The following is a 16,457-nucleotide window of genomic DNA, read 5'->3' on the forward strand; positions in this document are numbered from 1 at the left end:
GTGTGAGCTGGGGCAGGGCTACTGGTTTGGCCGGCCCGTGGCGGCGGCGCAGTTGGATTGGCACTGTGCGCCGGTCATTGCTTGATCGTCAGTGGTATTGGTGTTGATCGGGTACATATCCGTTGCTGCGGTAACGGCCACTTAGGGTTCCGCCCTGACGGCGGCTCACTTTTGAGAAGCCCGGAAGCCGGCCCAGTCAAAAGTAAGCAAAACGCTTTTGCCCCACCACTCGGTGCCTCGCCTAGGCTCGGCATGCCCTCTCTCCGGCATTGCTCCGTGGGCCGCCGCGAAGGGCCATCCATGGCCCAGCGCGGCTACCTCGGCATCCATGCCGAGGTGCCCACTACGCAATGCCTGCGTTCGGCCATCGTGGTTAACGGGGCGCCCGAGATCAACGTCCACCGCGAGGCGGCCTAGTAGCCGACCTGGCTCTGGGTGAGACCGCGTTTCCCCTGTGGGAGCGGGCTTGCTCGCGAAGGCGTCGGTTCAGCTTGCATCCAAGCTATGTGCTACCCCTTGGCCCCAGACGCCGCCATCTCCTTGGTTTCCAAATGATCCAACGCCCGCTCGACCAACAACTGCACCCCATCGGCCATGCGACTGATCGCCAGGGCGACGCAGCGGCGTGAGTCGTCGACGTCGTCGGCCAGGTCGGCGGCGATGGTGCTGATGGAGAGCAGGTCTTCGGAGGCGTTGGCGAGCAGGGTTTCGGTGTCTATGTGGGGGGACACGATGAAAAGTTGGTTTTTGTCGGGTCCGGGCGGTGAGGCGGGCTTGGGGTTGAGGTAGTAGTCGAGGGCGCGGGTGGCGGCGTCATCGAGCTTTTTTTCTTCCTGCGCTTGGACGCGGGATTTGTGGCCGCTTTGCGGAGGATTCGGTGAAGGCTTGACCATATTCTATGTACCAGAGTTGAGGTCGACATCCTTTCGCTTGCATTCGAAGAGGTGGCAACTGTACGTAGGTGTGCAAGACCGGTCCGGTACCGCCGGCAGACCCGAAGGCCTCCCACGCACAATTGCCATAACGGACGCGAGCATAAAAAAATGCTCGGTCAATAGCCATAACCAATTGCGTACCAGTCCGGACTTGCACGTCCGTGTCACCGTTTTTTGCGATGACGAACAGAGGTTAGCCGCGGCATGGAGCGCTGCCTAGTTCATGAACAGCTCAGCGTTTTGAAGGAAATATCCCAGGCGTTAGCAGGGAAAGGCCTCCCAAGCTCCCCTGCCGTAGGACGCCGGCTACTTTCTGTAATTTTGGTTATATAAAAATTCTTAAATAGTCTTTTTAAGAATATCCGCGCTTATCTAGTATTGCTCCCACGCCGCAAGCAGTGCCGCCCACTGCCAGGCATTCATTCAAAGGAGCAGCAGCATGAGCGCATCTCTACGTAGCGTTGACGGCCAGGACGAAGCAACCATCTTGCGCGAGATCCAGAGCGCGTTGCGCGATCTACGCTTTGGGGCAGTGGAAATCACCGTGCACAACGCGCAGGTGGTCCAGATCGAACGCAAGGAAAAATTCCGCTTGCAGCAACCGAGTCATAAGCCGTCTTGAAGAAAGACAAAAGATCGCAGCCTTCGGCAGTGCCTACGGGGGGCTGAGTGTAGGGGCTGGCGAAGGCTGCGATCTTTTCTATAAGCCAAACGAATTTCCAGAAGCCATAAGAAAACCAGAATTCCAGGAGCTTTCACCATGTCGTCCATTCGTCGTTATGCCCTGGCCGCCCTGGCCAGTGCTGTTTTTGCAGGTTCCGCCGTCGCCAAGGATTACGAGTTGCTCAATGTGTCCTACGACCCGACGCGTGAGCTTTACCAGGATTACAACGCCGAATTCGCCAGTTTCTGGAAGAAAGCGCACCCGGACGACAGCGTGAAGATCCAGCAATCCCACGGTGGTTCGGGCAAGCAGGGCCGGGCGGTGATCGACGGTCTGCGGGCCGACGTGGTGACCCTGGCCCTGGCCGGCGATATCGATGAAATCGCCAAGCTGGGCAAGTCCCTGCCGGCGGACTGGCAAACACGCCTGCCGGAAGCCAGCACGCCCTACACGTCCACCATCGTGTTCCTGGTGCGCAAGGGCAACCCCAAGGGCATCAAGGATTGGGGCGACCTGATCAAGAATGACGTGTCGGTCATCACCCCGAACCCGAAGACCTCAGGCGGTGCTCGCTGGAACTTCCTCGCGGCCTGGGCCTACGGCCTGAAGGCCAATGGCGGTGACGAAGCCAAGGCCAAGGAATACGTGCAAGCGCTGTTCAAGCACGTGCCGATCCTCGACACCGGCGCCCGTGGCTCGACGATTACCTTCGTCAACAACGGTCAGGGCGACGTGTTGCTGGCCTGGGAAAACGAAGCCTTCCTGGCACTGAAGGAAGATGGCGGCGCCGACAAGTTCGACATCGTCGTGCCGTCGCTGTCGATCCTTGCCGAACCGCCGGTGGCGGTGGTGGACAAGAACGCCGAGAAAAAAGGCAACGCCGAGATCGCCAAAGCCTACCTCAAGCACTTGTACAGCCCGGCCGGCCAGGAAATCGCCGCGAAGAACTTCTATCGTCCACGTGACAAGGACGTCGCCGCCAAGTACTCGCGCCAGTTTCCGAAACTGGACCTGGTGACCATCGACAAGGACTTCGGCGGCTGGAAAACCGCGCAACCGAAATTCTTCAATGATGGCGGCGTGTTCGACCAGATCTATCAGGCGCAGTAAGCTGAAACACGCTTAAACGAACCTAATGTCAGTCAGTTACCAAAGATAAAGCCGCACTCATAACCTGTGGCGAGGGGATTTATCCCCGCTGGGGCGCGCAGCGGCCCTAAAATCTGACTGTCGATAACGGCTTGGGGCTGCTGCGCAGCCCAACGGGGATAAATCCCCTCGCCACAGTTTCGTGCGTTCAACCAAGGACTTCTATGTCGCGTCGCATATCCCCCGTCATACCCGGCTTCGGGCTGACGCTGGGCTACACCCTGGTGTACCTCAGTCTGATTGTGCTCATACCCCTGGCGGCGATGTTCGTGCATGCCGCCCAACTCACCTGGGAACAGTTCTGGGCGATCATTTCGGCACCGCGGGTGCTGGCGGCCTTGAAACTCAGTTTCGGCACCGCGCTGTACGCCGCGATCATCAACGGCGTGATCGGCACGCTGCTGGCCTGGGTGCTGGTGCGCTACACCTTCCCCGGCCGCAAGATCATCGACGCGATGATCGACCTGCCGTTCGCCCTGCCCACTGCCGTGGCCGGTATTGCCTTGACGGCGTTGTACGCGCCGACCGGTCTGGTGGGCCAGTTCGCCACCGACCTGGGGTTCAAGATCGCCTACACCCCGCTGGGCATCACCCTGGCGCTGACGTTCGTGACGCTGCCGTTCGTGGTGCGCACGGTGCAGCCAGTGCTGGCCGATATTCCCCGTGAAGTCGAAGAAGCCGCCGCCTGCCTCGGCGCCAAGCCATGGCAGGTGTTCCGCCACATCCTCGTGCCGGCGTTGTTGCCGGCCTGGTTGACCGGTTTCGCCCTGGCCTTTGCCCGTGGCGTGGGCGAGTACGGTTCGGTGATTTTCATCGCCGGCAACATGCCGATGAAAACCGAGATCCTGCCGCTGCTGATCATGGTCAAGCTCGACCAATACGACTACACCGGCGCCACCTCCATCGGCGTGCTGATGCTGGTGGTTTCCTTCGTCCTGTTGCTGCTGATCAACCTGCTGCAGCGGCGCATCGAAACCCCATAAGGAGGCGCGAACATGTCCCAATCGTCTATTTCCGCGGCCTCCAGCAACGCTGCCCGCCGTGGCAGTGCGGCGTCGCGGCGGATCCTGATCGGCCTTGGCTGGCTGATTTTTGCGCTGTTTTTGCTGCTGCCGCTGTTCATCGTGGTGTCCCAGGGCCTGAAGCTCGGGTTGGGGGCGTTCTTCACCGCGATCTTCGAACCCGACGCGTTGTCGGCGCTGAAGCTCACGGTGATCGCCGTGCTGATTTCGGTGCCGCTGAACCTGGTGTTCGGTGTCAGTGCCGCGTGGTGCGTGAGCAAGTATTCATTCCGTGGCAAGAGCATGCTGGTGACGCTGATCGACCTGCCGTTTTCGGTGTCGCCGGTGATCGCGGGCCTGGTGTATGTGCTGATGTTTGGCGCCCAGGGCCTGTTCGGTCCGTGGCTGTCGGATCACGACATCCAGATTGTGTTCGCGCTGCCGGGCATCGTGCTGGCGACGATTTTTGTCACCGTGCCGTTCGTGGCCCGGGAGCTGATTCCTCTGATGCAGGAGCAGGGCACCCAGGAAGAAGAGGCCGCGCGCCTGCTCGGTGCCAATGGCTGGCAGATGTTCTGGCATGTCACCGTGCCGAACATCAAGTGGGGCCTGATTTATGGTGTGGTGCTGTGTACCGCCCGCGCCATGGGCGAGTTCGGCGCGGTGTCGGTGGTATCCGGGCACATTCGCGGGGTGACCAACACCCTGCCGCTGCACGTCGAGATCCTCTACAACGAATACAACCACGTGGCCGCGTTCGCTGTGGCGAGCCTGTTGCTGATCCTGGCGCTCTTCATCCTGCTGCTCAAGCAGTGGAGCGAAAACCGAATCAACCGCCTGCGCGCCAGCGCCGCGGAGGAATAAGTCATGTCGATCGAAGTCCGTAACGTCAGTAAGAATTTCAACGCGTTCAGGGCCCTGGACGAGATCAGCCTGGACATCCAGAGCGGTGAATTGGTGGCGCTGCTGGGGCCGTCGGGTTGCGGCAAGACCACGTTGCTGCGGATCATCGCCGGCCTCGAAACCCCGGACCAGGGCAACATCGTGTTCCACGGCGAGGACGTGTCCGGCCACGACGTGCGTGACCGCAACGTCGGTTTCGTGTTTCAGCACTACGCGTTGTTTCGCCACATGACGGTGTTCGACAACGTCGCCTTTGGCTTGCGCATGAAGCCCAAGCAGCAACGTCCGAACGAAAGCCAGATCGCGACCAAGGTCCATGAGCTGCTGAACATGGTGCAGCTGGATTGGCTCGCCGATCGTTACCCTGAGCAACTGTCCGGCGGCCAGCGCCAGCGTATCGCCCTGGCCCGCGCATTGGCGGTGGAGCCCAAGGTGTTGCTGCTGGACGAACCCTTCGGTGCACTCGACGCCAAGGTCCGCAAGGAGCTGCGCCGCTGGCTGGCGCGGCTGCACGAGGACATCAACCTGACCTCGGTGTTCGTGACCCACGACCAGGAAGAAGCCATGGAAGTCGCCGACCGGATCGTGGTGATGAACAAGGGCGTGATCGAGCAGATCGGCTCGCCGGGGGATGTCTACGAAAACCCGGCCAGCGACTTTGTGTATCACTTCCTCGGCGACTCGAACCGCCTGCACTTGGGTGAGGACCGGCATGTGCTGTTCCGCCCTCACGAAGTTTCGCTGTCGCGCTCGGAGCTGGAAGACCACCACGCCGCCGAAGTGCGCGACATCCGTCCGCTCGGCGCCACCACTCGGGTGACCCTGAAGGTGGAAGGCCAAAGTGAGCTGATCGAAGCGGAAGTGGTGAAGGACCACGACAGTCTGGTGGGCCTGGCGAAGGGCGAGACGCTGTTCTTCAAGCCGAAGGTCTGGCAGAAAGTCGCCAACCTCTGAAAGCATCGCGAGCAAGCCCGCTTCCACAGGGGATTGGCGGTTCGATCGTTCCCACGCTCCTGCGTGGGAATGCCGCCAGGGACGCTCCGCGTTCCGCTTTTGATCAGCTTCAAGCCAATCCATGGGATCGAGCTTGCTCGCGATGGCGTCCTCACTGCCCCCGGTCAGAATCTGAATAACTCCACCCAACCTTGCTTCGATTGGTTCTACGCCAACGCCTTTTCCCCGCCCAAACCCTACCTAGACTCTGACAGGCCAGGAGGCAAGTGAGAGTCCATGACGGACCGGTGTTATCTCTCCTGGTGCCCTGATGCCAAGGAGAGAAAACATGAGAGTGGAAGTCAGTCGGCATGGCCCGCTTGGCTGTGCATTGTTAGGCGTGTTGCTGGCTCCGGCCGCCAGCGCCGCCCCCTCGTTGTCCCCCCAGATACCCTTCGATGTCACGGTGACCAAGCCCGTTTCACTGGTCAGCCTGCAAGCCAATTTCGATGAGCTGTCGTGGCAAACCTTCATTGCCCTGAACTGGCCGGCGCTGGACAACGGTGATCCGAATACCGGCACGCCCATCGGCAAGCAGGATGGCGCCACCGTGTGGGAGAGCTGGAAAGAGAGCTACCAGATTTTCCGCGCCAAGGGCCAGGCGCCGCTGCCCTGGAATGCCCCGGCGACCCTGCCTGAAGCGTGCAAGTCGCTCAAGCCCGGTCGCCTGTTGCAGCAAATGGGCAAGGTACCCGATGTGCTGGATGAATTTATCCAGCCCTTCGAGAGCGGCCCGCTGGTGGACCAGAACGGCACCTACACGCGCAACGAAATCGTGGTCAACCAATCGATGTTCAACGGCATCGTCGACAACGGTCTGTACAGCATCGAAGGCCAGCAGAAGTTCTTCGCCGCGAAGCCGACCAATACCGTGGCGTTCAGTTGTGGTTCCACCGAGACCAAACAGGTCGGCGCGGTGATGGTGAAGGCGTCATGGAAAGTGCTGGGCCCCAACGACAACCGGCAGGACTTTCACACCGTCGATGCGCTGGTCTACACGCCGGGCAACAACGACCCGAGCCATGGGCCGATTGTCGGAGAGTCGTGCGTGTCCGAGCCGGTCGGGTTGGTGGGATTGCACATGGTCCATAAGACCGCCAGTGCGGCGCAATGGGTCTGGTCAACCTTTGAGCATGTGAAAAACGTGCCGGAAAAAACCACGCCTGTGGCCCAGCGCACGGGGCCTTATCTGTTCTACAACGCTGCCAGCAACAGCGACATCAACCAGCCGCCGCCACGGCCATGGAACCCGGCGGTCAAGGCGACGCCCTCGCAGATCGTGCGCGACGTGCCGCTCACCGAGGCCACCAAAAAACTGAATGCTACGTATCAAGGCCTGTTGCGTACGGTGAACCCGAAGAGCGTCTGGGCGAACTATCAATTGATCAGCACCCAGTGGCCGTCGGCCCCGTCACCGAACTGCCAGATATCGGCCGCCAACCCGCTGGGCAGCCCTGCCCCCTTGTTCCTGGCCAACGCCACGCTGGAGACCTACATCCAGGGCACCGTGCCCCAGGCGTCTTCCAGTTGCATGGCTTGCCATGGCAATGCGGCCACCCATGTCACCGAGTCGCCGCGTACCAGCTTCGCGGATTTCACCTATTTGCTCGAACGCGCACAGTCCACTGGCGGACAAGGAGTCAACCATGAGCAGTGATCTGGACAACTTTGTAGGCCTGTCATCGGCCCTGACCGGCATTCCCACGGATCGGCTGGCACCGGCGATCGACCAGGTGGGTTTGCCACCGATTTTTCTCGCGTTCATCACCCCGCGTATCACCCCTGAGGTGCTCAATACGTTGCTGACTCAATACGCCACGCTGGCAGCGGACAATGTGCCCCCCGACCAGATCGCCAAAGCGGTGCTGATGGATGGATCGCGACCGGCTGTCACGCAAGCGGCCCAAGCTGCGCGTTCGATCATGAAACTGTGGTTGCTGGGAGTCTGGTATCAGCCCTATGCCACTGGCAACTACAAGTCGACCGACTCGACGGTGGTGTCCGACCAGGCTTACATCCAGAGCTGGGCCTGGAAAATCGCCCAGGCCCACCCCATGGGCTACAGCGAGATGTTTTTCGGCTATTGGAACACCACGCCACCGAGCCTTGAGGACTACACCGGCGTGCCTGCCAACACACAAGGAGCCTCGTCATGAGTACCGAACAAGCCGAGGTGATCATCGTTGGCGCGGGGTTGGCCGGCAGCATCATCGCTTATCAGTTGGGCATGGCCGGCGTGGATGTGTTGGTGCTCGAATCGGGTCCGGAGATCCCGGCCAACCGTGCGCAATACCTGGAGCGTTTCTACACCGCCACCCTGAAGACCCCGGAGTCGCCCTATCCGCCAGTGTCGACCCTGGACACGCCGCGTGACCCGAGCAAGGAAAATGCCCCGCGGGCGACCATCGCCGACCTGATCCTTGGCTGGGACAAGCCGCAAGTCAGCTATCTGGTGCAGAAAGGCCCACTGCCCTTCAACAGTACTTATGAACGGGTGGGCGGCGGCACGACCTGGCACTGGGTCGGGACCTGCCTGCGCATGGTGCCGAACGATTTCCGCCTGAAGAGCAAGTACGGCGTCGGGGTGGATTGGCCGATCGGCTACGACGACCTGCAAAGCGCCTATTGCCGGGCCGAGGCGGAAATCGGGGTGTCGGCCAATGTCGCCGACCAGGCCTACCTGGGCATGACGTTCCCCGAGGGCTATTCATTCCCGATGCACAGCATCCCGTTGTCGTTGGTCGATGGCAGTTTCGTCACAGCCGTGACCGGCAAGAACTTCGACGGCTTGCCGCTGGTGGTCAGCCCGACCCCGGCCGGACGCAACTCCCAGCCCTATGCCGGGCGCCGGGTGTGTGCCGGCAATACCAACTGCACGCCGATCTGCCCGATCCAGGCCAAGTACGACGCCACCGTGACCCTGAACAAGGCCCTGGCCACCGGCAAGGTCCGAGTCATGTACCGGACCGTGGCCAGCAAAGTGACCGTGGGCCCGGACAAGAACATCAATGGCGTCGAATTCATTCAATACCAGCTTGGCGAGGGACCGAAGACGGGCACCGGCGTGGCCATTGGGCAGCGTTACGTGATCGCGGCCCATGCCATCGAAACTCCCAAATTGTTGCTCAACTCCAAGACCCCGGCCTGGCCCGATGGCGTGGCCAATAGCAGCGGCCAGGTCGGACGCAGCCTGTCCGACCATCCGATTTACCTGGCGTGGGGGCTGATGCCGGAAGGCAAGACGGTGTTCCCGTACCGGGGACCGGTGTCCACGGCGGGCATCGAGAGCCTGCGTGACGGCGACTTTCGCAGCCAGCGAGCGGCGTGGCGTATCGAAATCGGCAACGAGGGCTGGAACTGGCCGGTGGGCGACCCTTACATCACCGTGGCCGATTTTATCGATGGCAAGAACAAAAGCAGCACCAACCCGTTGCCATCGAAAGAGAACCCGCCGCCGCCCACTGAAGCACTTTACGGCACGGCCCTGATTCAACGGCTCAACGACCTGTTCATCCGCCAGTTTCGGATCGGCTTTTTGGTGGAGCAGGTGGAGAAGGATCCCGACCAGTCCAAGAGCTACATCGTGCCTTCGACGGACAAGCTCACGGACGGGCTTGGCATTCTTCGGCCGGAAATCCACTACGACCTGTCCGATTACACCAAGGAAGGTTTCAGGCAGGCGAAGATATTGGCGAGCCACATCATCAAGGACCTGCTCGGCGCTGTGGAACTGACGGCACCTATTGGCCAAGGGAAATTCAGGTACAAAGAAGAGGATTACACCTTCCAGGGCGCCGGGCACCTGATGGGCACCTACCGCATGGGTGATGATCCGGCCAAGTCGGTGGTGGACAAGTACCAGCGCAGTTGGGACCACAAGAACCTGTTCCTGGTAGGCGATGGTGTCTTCCCCAGTACCGGCACCTCGAACCCGAGCCTGACGATCGCGGCGTTGTCGTTCCAGGCCGGGGACACTGTGGCCAACGACCTGAAGGCGGTGACGATGCAGGTCCAATCCAACATCGCCTGGCAGGGCACTGGCGTGAAGGTCAACGGGTTGGTTCCGCGTTTGGTTCGCTACGTCAGTGGGCTATGGTGTGCCAGTCCGCAGGGTGGAAATGTCGATGGAAATGGTGGTTCGAGGCACATCGACTACAGCAGCTATGCCTTGCCCGGTGCCGCCGAAGGTGCCTTGATCGGTCGCGTGGGCGATGGTGGCAAGCCGTTCCTGGTGGGGGATCTGGGGCAGGTTCCTGCCAGCGAGCAAGGCGAGCTGCAACTGTGCATCAACGATGACCTGACCGGGCAATACGGAGCAGGCTTGAGCGATAACACCGGTGCGCTGACGGTGCGGATCGAATTCGGCGCCCTGTAGTGCCTGAGCGGTAAGGCCCAACTCCTGTGGGAGCAAGCTCGCTCCCACAGAGGGGTGTTTTCAGGCGGCCGAACGCTGGTTGCGCAACGTCACCGGCCCGGCGCGCTCCTCGATGGCCTGCTTCAATTCGCCGCGAAGCCCCAGCAGGAAACCCGCTTCCACCACCACAAACAGCGGCCCGACAATCAGCCCGGTGAGGTCGTCGACAAACGCCGGTTTGCGGCCTTCGTAATAGTGGCCGACAAACTGGATCACCCAACCCACCACGAACATCCCCACGCCACTGCTCAACCACACCGCCGTGCTTTGCGCGGCCAGTGTCTGACCCAGCCATAGCGCCAGGCCCAGCAGCACCGTCATCAGCACACCCAGGCGCACTTCCAGGCGTAGGTAGAACCAAGCACTGGCCACGGCCACCAGCAATGCCGGAGAAATCAGGATCGCGCCCAGCGGCCAACCGGGCCGTGACAGCAGCACGGCAACGGCGACGAAGATCAGCGGAATGCCAACGAAATGAGTGGCGATGTTGCGAGGATCGCGGTGATAGGTGGCGTATTGACCAAGATGGTCGACGAGGCTTTTCATTGTTGTTCCTCCTGGGGTGATGCCCGCATGATGCATCAGGTCTTGCACGACGCTCTGTCAGTTAGCCGACACTTGTCCCGGAGTTTCCATGAATTCGCATCCCTGGCACTCACAACTGATGGCCGGCCACTGGTACAGCCACTTGCCCGTTGAGTTACAGAATAGCCTGCTGGATATGGCCCGCGAGCGCCGCCTGCCGCCGGGCCATGGGCTGTTCAAGCGTGGCGATCCGCCGTGCGGGCTGTATGCCGTGCTGGAAGGCGCGGTGCGCGTCGGTGCGGTGAACGAACAGGGCAAGGAGGCACTGCTGAGTATGATCGAGGCGCCCCACTGGTTCGGTGAAATCTGCCTGTTCGATGGCCAGCCGCGCACTCATGATGCGGTGGTGGTCGGTCAAGGTACGCTGCTGCACGTGCCGCAGGCGCCATTGCTGGCCTTCCTGCAAGCGCAGCCGATCTACTGGCGGCATCTGGCATTGTTGATGAGCCACAAACTGCGCCTGACCTTCATCAACCTCGAACATCTGAGCCTGATGCCCGCCCCTGCCCGGGTGGCCCACCGCCTGCTGATGATCGCCGAAGGCTACGGCGAAATCGAACCGCCGCGCCGAATCTTGCAACTGCCCCAGGAGCAACTGGCATTGATGCTCGCGCTGTCACGCCAGACCACCAACCAGATCCTCAAGGACTTGCAGGCCCAGGGCATTCTCCACCTCGGTTATGGCGAGATCGAAATCCTCGACATCGAGCGATTGCGCGGGTTGACCACGATCTGAAACCGACCTGGCCCCCGTGGCGAGGGAGCTTGCTCCCGCTGGCCTGCGCAGCAGGCCCTTGGCATGTCTATAGGCAGGCGGATCGCATTGGCCGGTTTTGCGACTGCTGCACAGCCGAGCGGGAGCAAGCTCCCTCGCCACAGGGGCTTGTCTGGGCGAAAGTCATCGCCCGCCCAGCCAATCCAAATCCCTAGCGCAACCCATCCCGAAACTGCCCCGGCGTCATCCCGGTCCAGCGCTTGAAGGCGCGGCTGAAGCTGCTGGCATCGGCAAAACCCAACAGGTAGCTGACTTCGCTCAGCGAGCAATTCGGATCCCGCAGGTGCAGCAGCGCCAGATTCTCCCGGCACTCGTTGAGCAGTGCGTCGAAGCGGCAGCCTTCGTCGGCCAGGTGCCGTTGCAGGCTGCGCAGGCTCAGGTGCATGGCCTGGGCGATGCGTTCGGCGCTGGGCTCACCTTCGGGCAGTTGGGCCTCGATGGCCGCGCGTACCTTGCGTTCCCAGGTCAGTGGCTTGAGCTGTGCGAGGGTGCGTTCGAGCACTGTTTCATTGTGTTCGGCCAGTTCCGGGTTGGCGTCGTCCAGGTGGCTGTCGAAATCGGTGAGGTTGAACTCCAGGCAATCCTGCGCGGCGCCGAAATGCACCGGCGAGCGGAACACTTTGTGCCAGGGGCTGGGGTCCGCCGGTTCCGGGCGCCGCAGATACACCGCCAGTGGTGCGTAATCACGGCCGAGGCGGTTGCGACAGGTGCGCACGTAAATCGCCGCGAACGCGTCGATGGCCTCGAAGGCTGGCGCCGGTCGGTCCGGCGGCACCTCGAGGCTAAAGCGATAACGGTCCTCTGCGCGGATCAGCTGGAGGGTTAGCGCATCGCTGACCACCGGGTGATAGCGTACGATCCGCTCGAACACTTCCCGCAGGCTGCCGCTGGCCACCAGGGCATAACCCAGCGCATGAAAGGTGGTGGGGCTGACGAAACGCGAGACCCGCAGGCCGATGGCCGGGTCGCCGCTGGCCTGCACAGCCAATGCCCACAGACGGGTGGTGGCCGAGAGCGGGTAACGGGCGTTCGGGTCGTCCATCCATTGCGGGTCGAGGCCGGCTTCCACGCACAAGACATGGCTGTCCAGGCCCAGCGCATCGAGCTGTTTGCGCAGGGCGCGGGTCCAGCTGGCGAGGGAAGTCGGTTCAGTCATGACGATTGGCGCGTGCGGTCAACAGGTTGGCGTTTACGGCTACCACCCCAGGGGACAACGCCCGGCAGGATGAGCACATCTCTAACAGAGGATGTAAGCCATGCACGGCACTTGCGCAAGCCCCGAGCGATTGAATGCACAACAGCGATCAGCCCATATTCGCCAGGTTGTATTGGCCCGGGGCGAGGAGTTGCGTCGGCGCTATCCGATCCTGCGCCACCAGGACGCGTTGGGCGCGGGCATCCTGGCGCTGGCCCTGGCTGGGATGATCGGTTCGGCGCTGCTCTACATCAACGGTTACCTGGCCGGGTGGGCGTGCCTGTTGCTCAACGCGTTCTTCGCGTCGCTGACCCACGAGCTGGAACATGACCTGATCCACAGCATGTATTTTCGCAAGCAGCGCCTGCCCCACAACCTGATGATGGGGTTGGTCTGGCTGGCGCGGCCGAGCACGATCAATCCGTGGATCCGTCGTCACCTGCACCTCAACCATCACAAGGTGTCCGGCAGCGAAGCCGACATGGAGGAGCGGGCCATCACCAACGGCGAACCCTGGGGGCTGGCGCGGTTGCTGATGGTCGGCGATAACGTGATGTCGGCGTTCATCCGCCTGCTGCGAGCCAGGACCTGGGCGCACAAGCGCAGCATTCTCAAGCGCACGCTGAAGGTGTATTTCCCGCTGGCGTTGTTGCATTGGGGCGCCTGGTATGTGTTTCTCGGTTTTCATGGGGCCAACGGCATCGCCGGTCTGCTGGGCACTTCAATTGACTGGTCGGCTACCACGCTGGCGACGATGCAGGTGATCGACATCGCCGCGGTGGTGATCATCGGGCCGAACGTGTTGCGCACCTTTTGCCTGCATTTCGTCAGTTCGAACATGCACTACTACGGCGATATCGAGTCGGGCAACGTCATCCAGCAAACCCAAGTGCTCAATCCCTGGTGGTTGTGGCCGTTGCAGGCGTTCTGCTTCAACTTCGGCAGCAGCCATGGCATTCATCACTTCGTGGTGAAGGAGCCGTTCTACATTCGTCAACTGACGGTGCCGGTGGCGCACAAGGTGATGCGGGAGATGGGCGTGCGGTTCAATGACTTCGGCACGTTCGGGCGGGCGAATCGGTTTGTGCGCCAGGAGGGGGTGGTGCGGGAAGAAGGTAATACGGTTCGGGTTTGAGGCTAACCTATCCGAAGGGCCAGAACAGAACCTGTGGCGAGGGAGCTTGCTCCCGCTGGGCTGCGCAGCAGCCCCAAAAAACGGGCCGCTTCGCGTCCAGCGGGGGCAAGCTCCCTCGCCACAGGGAATGGGTTGCAGTTAGAACTGGTAACTCACCGTCGCCGCCACATTGCGCTCTTCGCCCATGTAGCAAAAGCTCAGGCTGGCGCACGAAGCGACGTAGCTTTCGTTGGTCAGGTTGTTCGCGTTCAGGCGCACGTCCACGCCCTTCAAGCCGACCTTGCCCAGGTCGTACCCCACCGAGGCATCGAACAACGTGTAGGACGGCACCTTCATGGTGTTCTCCGCATCGGCCCAGCTGTAGCCGACATACCGCACGCCGCCGCCCAGGCGCAGGCCATCGAGGGTGCCGCTGTCGAACTTGTAGTCCGCCCAGACCGAGGCCATGTGGCGCGGGGCCTGGGTCGGGGAGTTGCCCTTGTTTTCGATGATGTCGGTGGGCGTGCTGAGGGTGCTGACCATCGATTTCGAGTATTCGATGTCGGTGAAGGTGTAACTGCCCAGCACTTTGAATTGTTCGGTCAACTGCAGATGCGCTTCCAGCTCAAGGCCCTGGGAGCGCACGGCCCCAACGGCGCGGTAGAAGCTGTCCTGGGGCAGTTTGGTCGCCAGGTTTTCCTGGTCGATGCGGAACAGCGAGGCTGTGTACAGGTCGTCAGTGCCCGGCGGCTGATACTTCAGGCCCAGTTCCCATTGCTTGCCATCGGTGGGCGGCAGTGGGTTGCCGGCGCTGTCGGCATAGGAGTTCGGGTTGAACGACTCGGAGTAGCTGATGTACGGCGCCAGGCCATTGTCGAACAGGTACAGCGCTCCGGCACGGCCAGTGAGCTTGGTGCGTTTGTCGTTGATCTCGGTGCCTTCCGGGCGTTCAAATTCAGCGATGCGGTTCTCATCCGAGGTTTGAACCCAGTCCTGGCGCAGGCCGAGGGAGAAGCGCCACTTGTCCATTTCGATCAGGTCTTGCAGGTAGACGCCGGTCTGCTCCAGGCGTCGCAGGTAGCTGGTGTCATAGCGACCAGTGATGGCCGAGTTGCCGTAGACCGGGTCAAAGGCGTTGATTGGCGCCAGGCTGCCGCTGGTCCAGTCGACCACGGTTTTGCGCCGCTGATAGTCGGCCCCCATCAGCACGGTGTGCTTGGTGGCGCCAGTGAAGAATTCGGCTTGCAGCATGTTGTCGACGATGAAGGAATGAAGCTTTTCTTCGGCGCCGGTGTAGTAGCGGTTCAGCTCGTTGCTGGTGGGCGTGGTCCAGTCGTAGGCATAGACCTGATCGTTCTTGACCTCGGAATCCAGGTAACGGAAGTTCTGCCGGGCGGTGAAGACGTCGTTGAAACGGTGTTCAAATTGGTAGCCGAACGACTGCTGGTCACGCTCATAGCGGTCGATGCCGGGTTCGCCTTCGAAGAAGTGCTCGGAAATCCGTCGACCGTTGCGCTGATGCAAGGTGCCATCGGCCGGCATGCCGCCGTGGTAGCCGCCGTCGGGGTCATGCTGCAGGTAGGCTTGCAGGGTCAGCGAGGTGTCCTCGCTGAAGTCGATGTTCACTGTCGGCGCGAGGGCGAAGCGCTTTTCCTTGTTGTGGTCGAACTGGGTGTCGGAGGTGTCCGCCAGGCCGATCAGGCGATAGGTGATGCGTTTGTCGTCATCCACGGGGCCGGTGAAGTCGAAGCCCATGCCGCGTTGGCCCTGGGTGCCGACCGTGGCCTGGATCTGGTGATAGGCCTCGTACTGCGGCTTCTTGCTGGTCAGCGCCACCAGGCCACCCGGTGAACTGCGGCCGTAGAGTACCGAGGACGGGCCCTTGAGAATGTCGACCCGCTCCAGGAAGTACGGATCGACCTGCATGGAGCTGTAGGTGCCGCTGTCGCCCATGGACTTGAGGCCGTCGAGGTAGATGTTATCCACCGAGCCGTCGTTGAAGCCGCGCATCGCCACGTAGTCGTAGCGGTGGGTCGCGCCGTAGGGGTTGGTCAGCACGCCGGGGGTGTAGCGCATGGCCTGGGACACGGTTTGCGCGCCCTGGTCGTCCATTTGTTCGCGGGTGACCACCGACACGCTCTGGGAGGTTTCGCGCAGGGCGGTGCTGGTCTTGGTGGCGACCTGGCTGTGGGTGGCGTTGTAGCCTTCCATGCTGCCCAGGGCGTTACCCAAGGCGAAGCCCTTGATGTCGGTGGTCGGCAATTCCAGTGTGCTGCCAGCGGTCTCGGTCTGCAGCACGTAGCTGCTGCCATCCTGGCTGACGGCAACCAGTCCCGAGCCGCTGAGCAACTGGCTCAGGGCCTGGTCCGGCGAGTACTCGCCCTTGAGCCCCGGGGACTGGACGCCACCGGTTTGCGCCGGGGTGCTTGCCAGGGTGATCCCGGCCTGGCGGGCGAACTGGTTCAGCACATCGCTCAATGGGCCCGGGGCAATGTTGTAGCTCTGACGGCTGGCGGTCACGCCGTTTTGTGCGGCCACCGCGAGCATCGGCACGACGCTGACCCCCAGCGCCGTGGAGAACAGCGCGGCATGGATCGCCTGGCGCAGCAGGCCCGGTTGCGCAGAGAAGCCGAAGGGGTTCTTGAGAGGTACGCGCTCAGTCATTGTAGGTTCCGTAGGAGTCGCCGAAGGCAGATAAGGGTTGCTTACTGTCCTAGCCGGACGCCGGC

Annotated in this window: 15 protein-coding genes; 11 read left to right on the plus strand and 4 right to left on the minus strand. The window is 61.8% G+C overall.

What is annotated here, in order from left to right:
• The first annotated feature begins 252 nt into the window (after positions 1-252).
• Positions 253-417, plus strand: a complete 165-nt coding sequence (locus tag BLO97_RS31755) for a hypothetical protein (RefSeq protein WP_175489872.1) — start codon at positions 253-255, stop codon at positions 415-417.
• A gap of 92 nt (positions 418-509) precedes the next feature.
• Here BLO97_RS31755 and BLO97_RS29565 read toward each other — a convergent pair whose 3' ends face one another.
• Entirely contained in the window at positions 510-893 is a 384-nt protein-coding gene (locus BLO97_RS29565) for a DUF6124 family protein (RefSeq protein WP_092225617.1), read from the minus strand.
• 481 nt (positions 894-1,374) lie between these two features.
• Between BLO97_RS29565 and oscA the strand changes: the two genes are divergently transcribed.
• The 8 genes from oscA to BLO97_RS29605 all read left to right on the plus strand — a co-directional run bounded on the left by oscA (position 1,375) and on the right by BLO97_RS29605 (position 10,020).
• Positions 1,375-1,557 (plus strand): sulfur starvation response protein OscA, encoded by a 183-nt coding sequence (gene oscA / locus BLO97_RS29570; protein ID WP_003186967.1) that lies wholly within the window; start codon positions 1,375-1,377, stop codon positions 1,555-1,557.
• Positions 1,558-1,695: 138 nt separating this feature from the next.
• Complete coding sequence (locus BLO97_RS29575; protein WP_092349652.1) at positions 1,696-2,709, plus strand: sulfate ABC transporter substrate-binding protein; 1,014 nt, start codon at positions 1,696-1,698, stop codon at positions 2,707-2,709.
• A gap of 203 nt (positions 2,710-2,912) precedes the next feature.
• Complete coding sequence (cysT, locus tag BLO97_RS29580) at positions 2,913-3,731, plus strand: sulfate ABC transporter permease subunit CysT (protein ID WP_013692011.1); 819 nt, start codon at positions 2,913-2,915, stop codon at positions 3,729-3,731.
• A gap of 12 nt (positions 3,732-3,743) precedes the next feature.
• Positions 3,744-4,613, plus strand: a complete 870-nt coding sequence (gene cysW, locus BLO97_RS29585) for a sulfate ABC transporter permease subunit CysW (protein ID WP_092349654.1) — start codon at positions 3,744-3,746, stop codon at positions 4,611-4,613.
• Between the two features lie 3 nt (positions 4,614-4,616).
• Complete coding sequence (locus BLO97_RS29590) at positions 4,617-5,606, plus strand: sulfate/molybdate ABC transporter ATP-binding protein (protein WP_092349656.1); 990 nt, start codon at positions 4,617-4,619, stop codon at positions 5,604-5,606.
• A gap of 328 nt (positions 5,607-5,934) precedes the next feature.
• Positions 5,935-7,302, plus strand: a complete 1,368-nt coding sequence (locus BLO97_RS29595) for a cytochrome C (RefSeq protein ID WP_092349659.1) — start codon at positions 5,935-5,937, stop codon at positions 7,300-7,302.
• Positions 7,292-7,801: a hypothetical protein gene (locus tag BLO97_RS29600; protein ID WP_063323499.1), complete on the plus strand. Its 510-nt coding sequence runs from the start codon at positions 7,292-7,294 to the stop codon at positions 7,799-7,801. Before BLO97_RS29595 ends, BLO97_RS29600 begins: the two co-directional genes overlap by 11 nt.
• Positions 7,798-10,020 (plus strand): GMC oxidoreductase, encoded by a 2,223-nt coding sequence (locus BLO97_RS29605; protein WP_092349662.1) that lies wholly within the window; start codon positions 7,798-7,800, stop codon positions 10,018-10,020. Before BLO97_RS29600 ends, BLO97_RS29605 begins: the two co-directional genes overlap by 4 nt.
• 60 nt (positions 10,021-10,080) lie before the next feature.
• Here BLO97_RS29605 and BLO97_RS29610 read toward each other — a convergent pair whose 3' ends face one another.
• A complete protein-coding gene (locus BLO97_RS29610; RefSeq protein ID WP_092349665.1) occupies positions 10,081-10,605 on the minus strand; it encodes an Mpo1 family 2-hydroxy fatty acid dioxygenase in 525 nt (174 codons plus the stop codon).
• An 88-nt stretch (positions 10,606-10,693) separates the two neighbouring features.
• Here BLO97_RS29610 and BLO97_RS29615 point away from each other — a divergent pair, with 88 nt between their 5' ends.
• Positions 10,694-11,380: a Crp/Fnr family transcriptional regulator gene (locus BLO97_RS29615; RefSeq protein ID WP_092349667.1), complete on the plus strand. Its 687-nt coding sequence runs from the start codon at positions 10,694-10,696 to the stop codon at positions 11,378-11,380.
• A 190-nt stretch (positions 11,381-11,570) separates the two neighbouring features.
• Here the strand turns inward: BLO97_RS29615 and BLO97_RS29620 are convergent, their stop codons facing one another.
• Complete coding sequence (locus BLO97_RS29620) at positions 11,571-12,575, minus strand: AraC family transcriptional regulator (protein ID WP_092150234.1); 1,005 nt, start codon at positions 12,573-12,575, stop codon at positions 11,571-11,573.
• A 100-nt stretch (positions 12,576-12,675) separates the two neighbouring features.
• On the opposite strand from BLO97_RS29620, the gene BLO97_RS29625 reads away from it, so the two are divergent.
• Entirely contained in the window at positions 12,676-13,749 is a 1,074-nt protein-coding gene (locus BLO97_RS29625; RefSeq protein WP_092349670.1) for a fatty acid desaturase, read from the plus strand.
• A 138-nt stretch (positions 13,750-13,887) separates the two neighbouring features.
• Here BLO97_RS29625 and BLO97_RS29630 read toward each other — a convergent pair whose 3' ends face one another.
• Entirely contained in the window at positions 13,888-16,392 is a 2,505-nt protein-coding gene (locus tag BLO97_RS29630) for a TonB-dependent siderophore receptor (RefSeq protein ID WP_092349673.1), read from the minus strand.
• Positions 16,393-16,457: the final 65 nt, after the last annotated feature.

Source organism: Pseudomonas sp. NFACC05-1, assembly GCF_900100135.1.
Classification (GTDB): Bacteria; Pseudomonadota; Gammaproteobacteria; order Pseudomonadales; family Pseudomonadaceae; genus Aquipseudomonas; species Aquipseudomonas fluorescens_Q.

Bases quoted from the DNA above. Each gene is read 5' to 3' on its own strand.
- BLO97_RS31755 (WP_175489872.1), top strand. From the start codon at position 253: ATGCCCTCTCTCCGGCATTGCTCCGTGGGCCGCCGCGAAGGGCCATCC.
- BLO97_RS29565 (WP_092225617.1), bottom strand. From the start codon at position 893: ATGGTCAAGCCTTCACCGAATCCTCCGCAAAGCGGCCACAAATCCCGC.
- oscA (WP_003186967.1), top strand. From the start codon at position 1,375: ATGAGCGCATCTCTACGTAGCGTTGACGGCCAGGACGAAGCAACCATC.
- BLO97_RS29575 (WP_092349652.1), top strand. From the start codon at position 1,696: ATGTCGTCCATTCGTCGTTATGCCCTGGCCGCCCTGGCCAGTGCTGTT.
- cysT (WP_013692011.1), top strand. From the start codon at position 2,913: ATGTCGCGTCGCATATCCCCCGTCATACCCGGCTTCGGGCTGACGCTG.
- cysW (WP_092349654.1), top strand. From the start codon at position 3,744: ATGTCCCAATCGTCTATTTCCGCGGCCTCCAGCAACGCTGCCCGCCGT.
- BLO97_RS29590 (WP_092349656.1), top strand. From the start codon at position 4,617: ATGTCGATCGAAGTCCGTAACGTCAGTAAGAATTTCAACGCGTTCAGG.
- BLO97_RS29595 (WP_092349659.1), top strand. From the start codon at position 5,935: ATGAGAGTGGAAGTCAGTCGGCATGGCCCGCTTGGCTGTGCATTGTTA.
- BLO97_RS29600 (WP_063323499.1), top strand. From the start codon at position 7,292: ATGAGCAGTGATCTGGACAACTTTGTAGGCCTGTCATCGGCCCTGACC.
- BLO97_RS29605 (WP_092349662.1), top strand. From the start codon at position 7,798: ATGAGTACCGAACAAGCCGAGGTGATCATCGTTGGCGCGGGGTTGGCC.
- BLO97_RS29610 (WP_092349665.1), bottom strand. From the start codon at position 10,605: ATGAAAAGCCTCGTCGACCATCTTGGTCAATACGCCACCTATCACCGC.
- BLO97_RS29615 (WP_092349667.1), top strand. From the start codon at position 10,694: ATGAATTCGCATCCCTGGCACTCACAACTGATGGCCGGCCACTGGTAC.
- BLO97_RS29620 (WP_092150234.1), bottom strand. From the start codon at position 12,575: ATGACTGAACCGACTTCCCTCGCCAGCTGGACCCGCGCCCTGCGCAAA.
- BLO97_RS29625 (WP_092349670.1), top strand. From the start codon at position 12,676: ATGCACGGCACTTGCGCAAGCCCCGAGCGATTGAATGCACAACAGCGA.
- BLO97_RS29630 (WP_092349673.1), bottom strand. From the start codon at position 16,392: ATGACTGAGCGCGTACCTCTCAAGAACCCCTTCGGCTTCTCTGCGCAA.